The sequence below is a fragment of the Capnocytophaga sp. H2931 genome, assembly GCF_002302535.1.
Lineage (GTDB): Bacteria > Bacteroidota > Bacteroidia > Flavobacteriales > Flavobacteriaceae > Capnocytophaga > Capnocytophaga canis.
The window spans coordinates 2,500,539-2,513,639 of record NZ_CP022381.1 but is presented as its reverse complement, the minus strand read 5'-3'; the positions used below and the strand labels follow the sequence as shown (position 1 = coordinate 2,513,639).

13 protein-coding genes and 3 tRNA genes are annotated in these 13,101 nt (G+C 33.9%); 3 read left to right on the top strand and 13 right to left on the bottom strand.

What is annotated here, in order from left to right; genetic code table 11:
- Positions 1-25: 25 nt before the first annotated feature.
- The 4 genes from CGC52_RS10620 to CGC52_RS10605 all read right to left on the bottom strand — a co-directional run bounded on the left by CGC52_RS10620 (position 26) and on the right by CGC52_RS10605 (position 1,485).
- Complete coding sequence (locus tag CGC52_RS10620; RefSeq protein ID WP_095894348.1) at positions 26-1,066, bottom strand: o-succinylbenzoate synthase; 1,041 nt, start codon at positions 1,064-1,066, stop codon at positions 26-28.
- Positions 1,067-1,176: 110 nt separating this feature from the next.
- A tRNA-Leu gene (locus CGC52_RS10615) sits at positions 1,177-1,258 on the bottom strand.
- A gap of 46 nt (positions 1,259-1,304) precedes the next feature.
- Positions 1,305-1,377, bottom strand: a tRNA-Lys gene (locus tag CGC52_RS10610).
- Between the two features lie 35 nt (positions 1,378-1,412).
- Positions 1,413-1,485, bottom strand: a tRNA-Lys gene (locus CGC52_RS10605).
- Positions 1,486-1,614: 129 nt separating this feature from the next.
- Here CGC52_RS10605 and CGC52_RS10600 point away from each other — a divergent pair.
- Complete coding sequence (locus CGC52_RS10600) at positions 1,615-2,142, top strand: shikimate kinase (RefSeq protein ID WP_095894347.1); 528 nt, start codon at positions 1,615-1,617, stop codon at positions 2,140-2,142.
- 474 nt (positions 2,143-2,616) lie between these two features.
- Here the strand turns inward: CGC52_RS10600 and CGC52_RS10595 are convergent, their stop codons facing one another.
- Both CGC52_RS10595 and CGC52_RS11270 read right to left on the bottom strand, forming a co-directional pair.
- Positions 2,617-3,492 carry a 6-bladed beta-propeller gene (locus tag CGC52_RS10595; protein WP_095894346.1) on the bottom strand — a complete coding sequence of 292 codons (876 nt, stop codon included), beginning with the start codon at positions 3,490-3,492 and terminating at the stop codon, positions 2,617-2,619.
- A complete protein-coding gene (locus CGC52_RS11270) occupies positions 3,393-3,839 on the bottom strand; it encodes a hypothetical protein (RefSeq protein ID WP_157909139.1) in 447 nt (148 codons plus the stop codon). The genes CGC52_RS10595 and CGC52_RS11270 overlap by 100 nt, the downstream gene beginning before the upstream one ends.
- 484 nt (positions 3,840-4,323) lie before the next feature.
- On the opposite strand from CGC52_RS11270, the gene CGC52_RS11445 reads away from it, so the two are divergent.
- Positions 4,324-4,509, top strand: a complete 186-nt coding sequence (locus CGC52_RS11445; RefSeq protein ID WP_052458158.1) for a hypothetical protein — start codon at positions 4,324-4,326, stop codon at positions 4,507-4,509.
- 196 nt (positions 4,510-4,705) lie between these two features.
- Here CGC52_RS11445 and CGC52_RS10585 read toward each other — a convergent pair whose 3' ends face one another.
- The 7 genes from CGC52_RS10585 to CGC52_RS10555 all read right to left on the bottom strand — a co-directional run bounded on the left by CGC52_RS10585 (position 4,706) and on the right by CGC52_RS10555 (position 10,879).
- Complete coding sequence (locus CGC52_RS10585) at positions 4,706-6,661, bottom strand: TonB-dependent siderophore receptor (protein ID WP_095894345.1); 1,956 nt, start codon at positions 6,659-6,661, stop codon at positions 4,706-4,708.
- 77 nt (positions 6,662-6,738) lie between these two features.
- Positions 6,739-7,434 (bottom strand): HmuY family protein, encoded by a 696-nt coding sequence (locus tag CGC52_RS10580; RefSeq protein WP_095894344.1) that lies wholly within the window; start codon positions 7,432-7,434, stop codon positions 6,739-6,741.
- Positions 7,435-7,541: 107 nt separating this feature from the next.
- Positions 7,542-7,946: a tRNA (adenosine(37)-N6)-threonylcarbamoyltransferase complex ATPase subunit type 1 TsaE gene (tsaE, locus tag CGC52_RS10575; protein ID WP_042005630.1), complete on the bottom strand. Its 405-nt coding sequence runs from the start codon at positions 7,944-7,946 to the stop codon at positions 7,542-7,544.
- 10 nt (positions 7,947-7,956) lie between these two features.
- Positions 7,957-8,694 (bottom strand): shikimate dehydrogenase, encoded by a 738-nt coding sequence (locus CGC52_RS10570; protein WP_095894520.1) that lies wholly within the window; start codon positions 8,692-8,694, stop codon positions 7,957-7,959.
- Positions 8,695-8,885: 191 nt separating this feature from the next.
- Positions 8,886-9,413, bottom strand: coding sequence for a DUF4136 domain-containing protein (locus CGC52_RS10565; RefSeq protein ID WP_095894343.1), 528 nt, complete (start codon positions 9,411-9,413; stop codon positions 8,886-8,888).
- A 111-nt stretch (positions 9,414-9,524) separates the two neighbouring features.
- A complete protein-coding gene (locus tag CGC52_RS10560) occupies positions 9,525-10,022 on the bottom strand; it encodes a hypothetical protein (protein WP_095894342.1) in 498 nt (165 codons plus the stop codon).
- 71 nt (positions 10,023-10,093) lie between these two features.
- The gene (locus CGC52_RS10555; RefSeq protein ID WP_042005635.1) at positions 10,094-10,879 is read right to left on the bottom strand and encodes a formate/nitrite transporter family protein; all 786 of its coding nucleotides are present in this window, start codon (positions 10,877-10,879) and stop codon (positions 10,094-10,096) included.
- Between the two features lie 352 nt (positions 10,880-11,231).
- On the opposite strand from CGC52_RS10555, the gene CGC52_RS10545 reads away from it, so the two are divergent.
- Entirely contained in the window at positions 11,232-13,100 is a 1,869-nt protein-coding gene (locus CGC52_RS10545) for an alpha-1,3-galactosidase B (protein WP_095894340.1), read from the top strand.
- Position 13,101 lies beyond the last annotated feature (1 nt).

Genomic DNA, 13,101 nt, shown 5'->3' with positions numbered 1-13,101 from the left:
CTATTTTATTTTGTAAACACCTTTTTTACAAGATATTAACTTCCCAACTTCGCTCTGGATCATACCCTAAAAATCCGCTCGAAACAAAGAGAGGAGATGATATATTATTGGTATATAACGCTCCTGTACCCAACCCCTGTGGCATTTCAGTATTTAAAGTATATGTCCATTGAGCAATAGCATTAAGCCCAATATTACTCTCCAAAGCACTGGTAATCCACCAGCCTACTTTACATTCATTGGAAAGACGAATCCATTCCTCAGATGATTTATAACCTCCAACTAATGAAGGTTTTAAGATAATATATTGTGGATTAATCTGCTCTAAAAGCTGCTTTCTTGATTCATATCCAAAAACTCCGATAAGTTCTTCATCCAAAGCAATCGGCAGAGGAGTTTGTTCACATAATTTCGCCATTATCTCGCTCTGTTTTGCTTTGATAGGCTGTTCAATGGAATGCAATTCTAAATCCGCTAATTGCTTTAATTTTTCAAGAGCATCTTGAGGAGAAAAAGCTCCATTAGCATCAACTCGAATTTCAATATCTTCAACTGGAAATTCAGTACGCAATCTCTTCAATATCTGATATTCTTGCTCAAAATCAATTGCACCAATTTTCATTTTTATACACCTAAACCCTTGTTGAATCTTTTCTCTGATTTGAGATTTCATAAAATCAGCAGTTCCCATCCATATCAAACCATTAATCGGCATAAGATCCTTCCCTATCGTAAACTCAGAGGGATATAGTTGATACCAATTCTTTGATTCTACAGATAGAAACGCCTGTTCCACTCCAAATTGAATAGAGGGGAATTCTATTAATTGCGTGAGTAGTTGCTCCTTTCCTAAATGAATGTTTTCACATACCCACTGTAATTTCTGTTCATAGTCAGGACGATCGTCAACGCTAAGACCTTTGAGTAAGCCACATTCTCCTACTCCTTTTTTTTCTCCATTAGAGATAAAGAGAAAATAGGTTTCTTTTTGGGTAAGAATTCCTCTTGAAGTTCCTGAAGGACGTTTAAACTGTAAAGTATATTTTTTATAAGATGCTTTTAACATTTATGGTAATTTTTCTTGATTTTTTTTTCAGAAACGCAAATCGAAAGCGAAGCTCTGTTTATTGCATATAAAAGGAAAAACCGCCCTAATCGGACGGTTTTTTACAATTGTGCCTACGACTGGATTCGAACCAGCACGCCTTGCAGCACCACCCCCTCAAGATGGCGAGTCTACCAATTTCTCCACGTAGGCAAGGTAACATACAAAAAAAGTTAAGCCTAAACTTAACTTTTTTCTGTGACCTGGCTGGGGCTCGAACCCAGGACCCCAACATTAAAAGTGTTGTGCTCTACCAACTGAGCTACCAAGTCCTCAAAATCAAAAAAAATAAATTGTATAACCCTTGTGACCTGGCTGGGGCTCGAACCCAGGACCCCAACATTAAAAGTGTTGTGCTCTACCAACTGAGCTACCAAGTCTCCTTTAACTATTTCTTCAATGCGGGTGCAAATATATAACATTTTTTTTAGATTGCAAGAAAAAATAAAGTAAATTTGCAGACAAAAATAAACTTTTTTCACAACTATCTGAAAATAAAAGATTTAAAAATGAAAATAATTTTACTTGGATACATGGGTAGTGGTAAATCTACACTTGGAAAAATTCTGGCTGAGAGAAGAAATCTTCCATTCATTGATTTAGACTCTTATATCGAATCAAAAGAAAATAAAGAAATCAAAGAAATATTTAAAGAAAAAGGTGAGATTTACTTCCGAAAATTAGAACATGACTACCTAAAAAATTTACTACAATCAGAAAATGACTTCGTATTGGCTTTGGGAGGAGGAACGCCTTGCTTTGGAAATAATATGAATTTAATTTTGGAACATTCGCCTTATGTGTTTTACCTTCGATATAGTCCTAAAAAGTTAGCAGAACGTTTAAAATGCGAAAAAAGAAATCGTCCTTTGATAGCTGATATCGATGATGAGAATTTGGAAGATTTTATACGAAAACATATTTTTGAGCGAAATATGTTTTACAATCAAGCTCATTTCATTATCGCTTCGGATAACTTTTCAATAGATGAAAGTTTAGCTCAGATTGAAATGAATATCATTGGAAAGAGTCAATAAGTCGTATTTAATAAGCTTAACGTATAAAATAATACTTTGAACTATTATAATTTGAACTACATAGAAACAACGGGTAACTTTATGTTTTTTTACCAACTTTCAAGATGAAAAAGTGATTCAAATAAACGGATTAAAAGTTTATAATTTTCATGGCTTGACCTAACTTCATAAAGAATTGATACTTTTATGAAATATTTTTATTGAGTTCATTATTTATTTTCATACACAGTCCTTTTCCTTAGGTGACGGAGAACCAAAAGTGCGAGCCGCACGGGCATTAAAAAATAAGCAGTCGGCTTCCGACAAATTTTCCAAACTTACTTCCTGCGGTCGATTCGAACAATGGAAAATTTTCACGCTTTATTCGTTGATTTTCTTAACTCCAAATCTCCAATACCGATGAAAAGCGGTCAAAATGCTGAAAATCAGTGTTGAACCATTGAAAAATATATGCAATTAAGTACTCAACTCAATTCATTTTTTCAATTTATAAACAACTATCACAGGATTCTCATCATCGTCTAACGAATTGACAAGTTGCTCTAATTTTTTTTGTTTTTCAGGATATTTTACCTCGATACGTTCTTTATTTTCTAAAAACCGAGCTTTTAATTCATCGGGTGGAACAATTCTAATAAAATAACCATCAGAATTAGATTTCAAATACGTAACCGAATAACCTCCGTCAACATCATTTACCCAGCCACCACCTTTTAAAAATCCGTATTTATTGATGCTGTCAGGCTTCACGCTCCATACCGAAGTTTCCCCCGATTGTTTGCTGTGGACTCCGTACCAATTTTTTTTGTCATATATGAATGTTATCAGTATCTTGTCAAGCATTTCTGAAAAGGAAAGATGTCGAATAAATTTTCTTCCTTTCTCGCTTTTTTCTGATGGACTCGAGTGCATATCAGAAAAAAATTCTTGACTTACTTTGTATTTTCCAAAATTAACAACATAAGTGGGTAAAATTTCGTCCTTTGAAACGGAATATACAGTGTCATTTATACAACTCAATACACGAACCATATCATTATATTTCCATATACTTTGTTGTAAGGTTTGTCCTTTTGAATAATATGGTTTTGATTTTTTTAATTGAATAGTATCCCCCTTGCTGTCAATTATTCCTACGATACAAAGGTTGGGGTCATCTATTGGAGTTGTGTGTGGAAAGTGATGTATTACAATTCTATCATTATTTAAAACATCAATATTTAAAATTCCATCTGCAACGGGGGTCTCTTTTAGGTATTCACCATCAGTGTTATACCACAAAATCTTTCGTGTCCAATTGCTATGAATGGCAACAAGGCTGTCGTGTAGTGAAGAAGCCCGAATTCCCAAGTATTCTTTGGGTCCTTGTCCATTTTACCTATTTCTCGTAGAAATTTTCCATCTCGGGAATAACATAAAAGTCGTTCTCGAACTTGTAGTAAGAGATAATTTTCATTCAGTGCTACATCAAAAATTATATCCACTAACGAAGCGGGATATTCCGGGCGAATATATTCTATATCCTCCACAAAATCGCTTAAATTCAGTGGCTCTATAGGGTTTTCAATGGCTTTTTCTAAGTCAATTATTTTTTCTAAGGAAGAAGCACTTTTTGTACCTTGATTGGATTGTGTTTTACTGTCGGAACACGCTATCAACAACATAACCATTCCGATTAAAATTTGTGTTGTTTTCATATGATTCGTTTTTAAAATCCTATTTTCCCCTATAAATCAACCAATAAATTAACAGAATAATAAACAAACTTACCAATGTTCCCATCATCATTGTACCTATCATTGCAACCACAAGAGACCTTTGCAATTCTGAACCCAAGTTTCTTCTGAGAACAAAATAATGGTCGTGTTATAAAAATTATGATGATATAAAAAAAAATGACAATCAATGAAATGTAATAATTTTATTGAACACAAATAAGAATTATACTGTATTGTCCCGATTGTTAAAGTACAAAGATAGTAAAAAACGGAAAAATTTCTTATGAAAGCAAAATTATCTTTGCAAGGGTTGTCATCGCCAATTCATCTCCGACCATAATTTGACCTATAAAGGTTGTTTATCAATAATTTACTAAAAGATTTTGATTCCTTTGGTAAGAAAAGCAGGTATACGAGATATTGCTGAAATCGAATAAGTTAGCATTAAAAAGAAAATTGTAGTATGTCAATAGGTAATCGAAACAAGAAAACAGTTCGAAAACTTCGTAAAAAATTGAAAAGATTAGGCATAAGTTTTGGACAGATTTGCACCGATAATTGGGAGGCTTTTATTTCTGTTTTTGAAGAAGATAATCATAAAATTGGTAAAAACACACTACTCATATTGGAGAAAATAACAGGAATTTAAAGTACAGAATTTGTAGAACTGTCAGAAAAACTTGTTTTTCAAAGAGACTTGAAAATCATTTAAAGCCTTTGAAATTACCTTTTTTTACATCAATTTTGGGTATAGCTAATCAATACTTTGAAAAATACGACCGAAAAATGATAGCTAAAAGTACAAATCTGCTGTATTTTACTTTAAAAATTTAAGAAATGGGCTATCAGTAACTATATTTCACTCCTATATAAAACGTTCGTCCTGGACTGATAGATGAATAAAATCCAACGGTGTTAGCTTTGTAATTTAAAAGATTATTAACACCTGCATTTAGCACAAAACCCAAAGGCAGTTTCATTGAAGTTTGCAATCGCCAAATCCAATAAGGCTCATAAACCGAATAATACTCTTCAAAAGTATTTCTTTCTTCACTAGAAAAAAGAGTAGTTGAACTCACATATTTTCCGCTGATTATCAGGCTAGGAATGTATTTCAGACTGTCAGAGGGCGAATATTCTCCTTTGAGGGTAAATGTATGTGGTCGATGGTCGGAAAGACGTTTTTCGATATCATAAAAAGCATAGGAACTCTTCAATCGAAAGAATTTGTTCAATCGATACGCTACCGAAAACTCTGAGCTTATAATTCGTGTAGCACCTTTGAAATTGGTATAGTCAATTGAGCTATGTGAATCTGACCATACGAAATCGATTTTATCTGTCACTACGGAATATTGAGTTATAGCTGTGATATTCAGTTTTTTAGTACTGTAATCTACTGAAAAATTGAAATTATCGCTTAATTCTGGTTTAAGGGTTTCGTTCCCTTTAATTTGAAATCCTCCACCCCAAGGATGGAACCAATTGGTATAGAGCTCTTTAATCGTAGGAGAACGAAATCCACTGGAATATCCACCTCGTAAAGTAAATTCATCTATAGTGTACATTCCCGACAAACGGAACGTGAAATGTTCCTGAAATAGAGAATGATAGTCCATCCGAACTCCTGCCACGAGAGTGAAGCGATCAGACAAAATCCAATCTTGTTGAGCAAAAAGTGTATAGTTTTTGCTGTCTTTACTAGCTTCCGTACCTTTCTCGTTAAAACGCAGACTAATCAATTCATCCACAAGAACTTCAGCTCCTGCAACAAGCGTATGTTTTCCAGAAATTAGATTGTTATATTGCGTAGAGACACGTTTTAGAGTGTTTTCATAGTTTTTTTCCTGCTCATTTAAAAGGCGATAGTAGTTAAATTTACTATAACGATCAAAACTTCCTGTAAGTTTAATCGATTCATTTTGAGATAGTTCATAAGTGGATTTGAGTGATAAAGCATAGTTGTAATAACGTTCAAGTACTTTTTTAGCATTTTCAGTCCCATCATTTCGTTCACTAAAATAATAGGCAGGTTTGAGTTCTAAGTCCCACTTTGGAGAAATTTGAAAGTTTAACTTTGGATTTATTCCATAGTTTGTAAATCCAGCAATATGCAAGTAGTCATGAGGCAACTCTTTAACTCTCCCGTCAGTATAAAAAATTTTTCGTTGTTCGGTATCTTTCAGCAAGTATGGTTCTCGCATTTTGTAGAATGACCCTATTTGAAGACTTCCCCATTTTTGTTTACTTCCTATGGAAAGATTGGCTCTGTGGTCAATATTGGTATCATATAGATAACTTGAACTAACATCGAATGATTTCCGAGCATTTTTTGTAATAATGTTGATAACTCCACCAATAGCGTTGGAGCCATAAAGCGAAGATGAAGCACCTTTGATAATTTCAATTCGCTCAATGTTATCTAAGTCAATTCGTTCGTAATCAATATTTTCAAAAGTTTCTCCTGCAACACGTTCGCCGTCAATCAAAAAGAGGACATACTTTCCACTAAAACCCATCATATTGATATTCGGGCGACCACCATCATACGTAAAATTGATTCCTGAAAATTCGTTTTCTAAAAAACTTTGAAAGTCAGTAGATTGTGATTTATAAATATCTTCCTTCGTCAGTAGTTGAACTACAATAGGAACGTTTTTTAGCTTTTTTTCACTTCGTGTTGCTATAACCGTAACTTCCTCAAGTTCAATAGCTTTTTCTTCTTTCTTAGAACTATCATTCTGGCCGAAGGCATTAGCCACCAGCATTAAGAAAATCAAAGAGAAAAAAACTCGAAACATGGTTTTATGGTATATAAATAATACAGAATTGCTACACTGTTATTGGTGTAGCAATTCATGCGCATCGTCTTTAATTGTTAAAATTTCCCTTCTTTATTACTTACTTGGTATTTAAAAGAAATATAATAAGGGGCATTTTTATCGTTTGTATAGCTTGTAATTTGAATTTTCGCATATTTTCCTGTAGCAGTTTTCACTACATAAACCCAATTATTGGGAGTAAAAACAGGCACTCCTGCACCATATCCAAAGGTAAAAGGTCCATTATCGTGGATTAACTTTGTTTTCACTGTTTCACGAATAGCCTCTGGAATCTTAGCTACAATACCTTTACTTTCGATAAATCTCCAAAATCCATCTGAATACCCTAAAGATAAAACTGGTGAACTAACATTTTGATCAACAGATCTTCCAACAAAGGTAGTGCGTTGAATGTCAGGTATATACCCTGCAGTAGGAGCCTCTTTAACTTCTTCAAAAACCTTTTGTTCTGTTTTTAAAGTTCCTCGTGTTTTAACATCATATTGATTAAAAGCAATGTCCCATTCGTTATTAGTCTCAGGGTCCTTTACTATCACCTCTTTATTTTTGTCAAACGAAAAATACACAAAAGAAGTAGCATTTGTTTCTGTTACATTTAGATTAGTAACTGTTTTAACTTCTCCTACAGGTTCTGTTTTTTCAATCTCAGGTTCTGTTTTTTCATTGTCTTTTTTACAAGCCGTAAATAGAACTGTTCCTGCTAAAATAATTGATAAAAAAATTCTTTTCATTATAGTATAATTAATATGTTATTTTAGGTGCAAATATACAATTTTATTTAGAATAAAGATAAATTATTTCTTTTTTTTTATGTATTCTTGCAGAGTAAAAAGGTAAATCACGCTACTCTAACTTTTCTTGTATTTTCATCAATCCATTCAAAGGATAAAACAGCGTGTTTATCGGGAATATACGAACTTACACGCTCCGCCCACTCAATAAAACACCAATTCCCCGAGTACAGATACTCCTCAAAACCAATGTCAAAAGCCTCTTCTTGATGTTCAATTCGGTAAAAATCGAAGTGAAAAACCACATTTTCTGAGCCTTCGTAATGGTTTACCAAACCAAATGTAGGACTTGCTGTGATGTTATCAATTCCTAAGTTTTTTACCAAGGCTTTGATAAAAGTTGTCTTTCCCATTCCCATACTCCCTTGAAAAACAACTATTTTAGAAGTTAATAGAGGTAGTATTTTTTTCGCTGTTTCGTCTATTTCTGATAATGAATACGTAAATTCCATTTTCTAAGTATTATTTATTCCAAATTTCCCAAGCTTTTTCAGCTTGTAACTCCAACATTCTCAACCCATTAATTATGGTAGCGTTTTTATTTTCTCCTTCCTGTAGAAAGGCTGTTTTTGATGGATTATATATTAAATCGTACAACAAATGTTCCGATGTAATAAAGTGATAAGGAATAGGAGGGCTGTCGTTCACATTCGGAAAAGTTCCTAAAGGTGTACAATTGACGATGATTTTGTATTCTGATAAAATATCTGCTCCAAGATCGGCATATGTATACTGTCCCATTTTTGGACTTCTTGACACAAACTTGAATGAAATTCCCAACATCTTGAATGCATGTGCTATTGCACTTGATGCTCCACCTGTGCCTAAAATTAAGGCTTTTTGGTGGTGTTCTTTCAATAAGGGGCGTATGGATTCCATAAAACCCACATAATCTGTATTATATCCGATGATGTCACTATCTGTGAATTTGATTGTATTTACCGCACCAATAGTTTCGGCAGTTTCGTCCAATTTGGTGAGTAGCGATATTATTTCTTTTTTGTAAGGAATGGTAACATTTAATCCCTTAATATTCGGATTTTCAGCCAACTTTTCCGGTAATTCTGCAATGGTTTGTATGTCAAAGTTTACATACTGAGCATCTGAGATATGTTCTTTATGGAATTTTTCATTAAAATATTTTCGTGAAAATGAGTAGGATATGTTTCTTCCTACCAAACCGAATAGCCTTTTTTGCATTTTGAAAGTTTTGATTTTTGTGGTACGTCTGCCTCTGTCAAAAGAAAACCATCCCAAAAGTTGAACTAATTTTTTCCCTGAATCTGCAAAAGACACTCTAAATTATAGACTTTAAAAAAGTCAGAATTACCATTGCGGGTTGTCAGTTAGTAAAAATAACTTTTGGGACAGCTTTCTTCAAAGTATTTTAGCTATTTTGGAGGATATTTCTCTAAAATTTTATCTACAAATCTAGTGATAGCTTTCTCTTTAGCATTCATATTTCGAGGAATATATCCTAAACCTTTCCCTTGCCAAATCAGTTCTTTTTTCTTAGCATCAATGATTTCAATAAAAAGAGTTCCTTCAGCATTGGTACTTACGCTGTAATTTGAATGTCCCCAAAAAGGGCCATATCCCACTCCCCATCCCCAATAGTAGGGATTGTTGTTATACACATTAATATTTTCACGTTCTTGCGTAAAAATATTGACAAGCACATCGGGGTTTTCAGAAGTTTGCATCCCTTTTGTAGTCAAATTGTGTTCAATAGCTCGTAAAATGCGACGTTTGTCCAAATCAGAAATCGGAACTTTGTCAATACCTTCTTTGAAAAAACCGAAAGTCTTATACTCCGAAAAGTTGGCTTGTCGATCATAATCAGTCGCAACCTGAACCATTGCACACGAACTGAGCAATAGGGTAACAAACAATACAATAATAGTTGATAATTTTTTCATACTCTATAATTTTTAGTGAAACACTATTATTAAATTCATAGAACATACTACAAATTTCATACCGAATTTATAGTTCTGTCGCCCAATAATTCGTAGATATGTCCGACTCATCTATTCCAAAAAATCGTCCAAGACCTCTCGGAGTTCATACATTTGTGGAACTCCTTTGGTTCGGCTGATTCGTGCGAAAATATATAGAAAAAACCATAATGCGACCATTAACGCCATCATTATCAAATCAAAACTAAAACTATCTTTGAGAATATGATGAGAGTAGGCCAATACTAAAAAAATGACAAAAGTAGTGGCGATAGCGAAATGTAGAAACATAAAAAACGTCCAAAGGGTAGGTTCTGGGCCAAAAAGAGCTCGAATGCGTGTGCCTCCCTCTTCTTTAGGTTGAAATTCAACTTGCAGGTGCGGAGAGTAATATTTTCGCTGATTTTTATGAATATGTATCCATACCTGCCGGTCAGAAATCACCAATAGATACTTTTCTTTGAATATTTCTTTACATTCTCTGACACGATGCAATAGCTCATCAACCGGCTTCTCACTCTCGACAATAAAGCGTGGACGCAATGGAATACTTTTATTTAGATTCTTCATAATTGTAGGGTTAGTTTATAAAAATTATGAATCGAGATTTGAAAATATTAGTAAAACTGAAATTCAACAATTTATTTTTTTTTACTTCCGTATAAAAAACCATAAACCCCTCCTACGAAGATAGCTCCTCCGACAATATTTCCAAGCGTTGCAGGGATTAAATTATCTACGAAAAAAGCTGTCCAAGTTACGTTTGCACCGTGAAAAATCCCTGTGGGAATATAAAACATATTGGCGATGGAATGTTCAAATCCCATAACAACGAATGCCATCACAGGCCACCATAAACCTGCTAAACGTCCAAGCATTGTTTGAGATGAAAGTCCAAGCCAAACCGCCAAACAAACTAACCAATTGGCTCCTATTCCTCGTATAAACACCTGATGCCAAGGTAAATGTGTTTTGTATTCAGCCAACTTAGTGATGTAACTTGCATAAGGTTCGGACTGCATAATTCCTGAATGATACACAAAAATGTAATCAAAAATAATCAATCCGATGAAATTCGATATAAAAATGATTATCCAATTTTTAAGGAAATAAGTTTTTGGAATTTCGCCTTGTATTGTAGCTGGAATTAGGTTGGCATTATTTCCTGTGAAAAGTTCGCCTCCAACTAAAATGATGAGCATCAACCCCAAAGGGAATGTAGCTCCACTGATAAGTTTTGGCAGTATGGGATTTGTTTCGGCTATTCCTCCAACACCCGCTCCTGCTAATGAGGAAAGTACGCCTCCCATTCCAATGTAAAAACCTGCAAGGATGCCTAAAATGACTAATTTTCCAAAGGTGGTGTTATATTTTTTTAGAGCCATTCCTTTGGTTATTTCAATAACTTCGTGTGGTGTGTTTATCATAATTTTAATTGAACATTTTCGGTTGTATCGCCCACAAAGGTACTAAATGTAGAGGAATATAGCAAGTCAGAATCTCTGAAATTGTGAGTAGCACATTTAGTCATCAAAATCAAATTTTTGCTTAACAAAATTGGAAAGTAAATTCTTTTGACTTTTGAAAATTCAATTTGAATCAGAGAGGTTACATCGGTTGAACTAAATTTCAATAACAGTTTCTCATAATTTTAAAATATACAACTCAATGGTTAAAATTTGTTTTCATTCAACGCGTAATTTGTATTAGAACAATAGTCGAAAAAAAGTTTATTTTCGTAAATTTGTCGGAGTTTAGTAATCCAAAATATAAATTAAAATGAATAGAACTGTACTACTATTGAGTTTTCTATGCTTAGCCTGTCAGCATCCTCAAGAAGAGAGACAGGTCAAAATTTCTGATTTTGTTTCTAAAAATCAGAATGTTGAAAATTATTCTCCTATTGTTGAAGCTTTGATAAACTCATTACAACAAACGGACAATACCCAACCGACAACTATTGTTTTAGATAAAAACATCTATCATTTTCGCAGTGATGGTGCTTTTGAGAAGGAATTGTATATCTCCAATCATGACCAAGACAACCCTAAAAAAGTAGCTTTTTACTTGGAAAATATGAAAAATATTACCATCGACGGTAACGGTAGTGAGCTAATTTTTCATGGTACGATGATTCCCTTTGTGATGAAAGGTTGTGAAAACATTACCTTGAAAAATTTTTCAATAGATTTTGAATTACCACATTTGCGACAACTTCAAATTCTGGAAGTTGATGCTGAAAACAATATTTCTGTAGCTGAGATACATCCTGCAGGGAATTATAAAATTGAAAATGAAAAATTACTTCTTTTGGGTGAAGATTACCAATTACAACCTACTTGGGTAATGGCATTCGACCCTAATCGGAGATTGTCCTACAAACGAGCTGATGTTGATTTCAAAACAGAAAAAATCACTGAATTACATCCGAATGTACTAAAAATTGAAGGCTGGAGTCAAAATCTTTTGACCAAAATAGGAGAGCGATTTGCTTTACGAACTTATAACCGACCTACCCCTGGAATTGTGATAGACTACTGCAAAAATACAAATGTAGAAAATGTCAAAGTTCACTATGCTTGGGGCATGGGTTTACTCGCTCAAATGTCTGAAAACATTACTCTTAACAAATTTTCAGTATGTTTGAAAGGAGATAATGATCCTCGTTATTTTACTACTCAGGCAGATGCCACACATTTTTCAGCCTGTAAAGGAGTGATTCGTTCCGAAAATGGATTGTATGAAGGTATGGCTGACGATGCTATAAATGTACATGGAACGTATCTAAAAATCATTGATAGAGTAGATGATAAAACCATAAAAGCTAAATATATGCATCCACAAGCGTGGGGATTTTTATGGGGAGAAGTAGGGGACGATGTACAGTTTATTTCTTCTCAATCAATGGACTTAGTAGATGGAAAAACTTACAAAATAGCTTCCATTAAGGCTGTAGATAGACCAACGGAGTTTGGGGCAAAGATTTTTGAAATCTCTTTTACACAAGATATTCCTAAAGAACTCAATGGAGACCAACCCTTTGGAGTTGAGAATCTTACCTGGGTACCCGAAGTCGTTTTTAGTAACAATGTCATTCGTAATAATCGAGCCAGAGGAGCTTTGTTCAGTACTCCAAAAAAAGTGATATGTGAGAATAATTTATTTGATCATACTCACGGAACGGCAATTTTGTTATGCGGTGATTGTAACGGATGGTATGAAACAGGAGCTTGTCGTGATGTGATTATTCGTAACAATACGTTTATAAATTCTTTAACGGCTAATTATCAGTTTACAAATGCTGTGATATCTATTTACCCGGAGATACCAAATTTGGATCAGCAACAACAGTTTTTCCATTCAGGAATTGTGATTGAAAACAATGAATTCCAAACATTCGACGCTCCTATTCTCTATGCAAAATCCGTTGATAATATGATATTTAAGAATAATACAATCAAGAAAAACAACGATTTTGAGCCTTTCCATTGGAACAGACATATGTTTTTGCTTGACCGAGTGAATAACGTAAAAATTAATGAGAATAACTTTGACATACCACTTTCTCAATCCGATGTCAAAATAAACCTTTCTGAAGGAAATTCAATTGAAATTCAAAGAGATAGCCTAAAAACACAAGGAAAGTAAC

Excerpts from the sequence above, each read along its gene's own strand:
- CGC52_RS10620 (WP_095894348.1), bottom strand. The coding sequence starts at position 1,066 with ATGTTAAAAGCATCTTATAAAAAATATACTTTACAGTTTAAACGTCCT.
- CGC52_RS10600 (WP_095894347.1), top strand. The coding sequence starts at position 1,615 with ATGAAAATAATTTTACTTGGATACATGGGTAGTGGTAAATCTACACTT.
- CGC52_RS11270 (WP_157909139.1), bottom strand. The coding sequence starts at position 3,839 with ATGAAAACAACACAAATTTTAATCGGAATGGTTATGTTGTTGATAGCG.
- CGC52_RS11445 (WP_052458158.1), top strand. The coding sequence starts at position 4,324 with ATGTCAATAGGTAATCGAAACAAGAAAACAGTTCGAAAACTTCGTAAA.
- CGC52_RS10585 (WP_095894345.1), bottom strand. The coding sequence starts at position 6,661 with ATGTTTCGAGTTTTTTTCTCTTTGATTTTCTTAATGCTGGTGGCTAAT.
- CGC52_RS10580 (WP_095894344.1), bottom strand. The coding sequence starts at position 7,434 with ATGAAAAGAATTTTTTTATCAATTATTTTAGCAGGAACAGTTCTATTT.
- tsaE (WP_042005630.1), bottom strand. The coding sequence starts at position 7,946 with ATGGAATTTACGTATTCATTATCAGAAATAGACGAAACAGCGAAAAAA.
- CGC52_RS10570 (WP_095894520.1), bottom strand. The coding sequence starts at position 8,694 with ATGCAAAAAAGGCTATTCGGTTTGGTAGGAAGAAACATATCCTACTCA.
- CGC52_RS10565 (WP_095894343.1), bottom strand. The coding sequence starts at position 9,413 with ATGAAAAAATTATCAACTATTATTGTATTGTTTGTTACCCTATTGCTC.
- CGC52_RS10560 (WP_095894342.1), bottom strand. The coding sequence starts at position 10,022 with ATGAAGAATCTAAATAAAAGTATTCCATTGCGTCCACGCTTTATTGTC.
- CGC52_RS10555 (WP_042005635.1), bottom strand. The coding sequence starts at position 10,879 with ATGATAAACACACCACACGAAGTTATTGAAATAACCAAAGGAATGGCT.
- CGC52_RS10545 (WP_095894340.1), top strand. The coding sequence starts at position 11,232 with ATGAATAGAACTGTACTACTATTGAGTTTTCTATGCTTAGCCTGTCAG.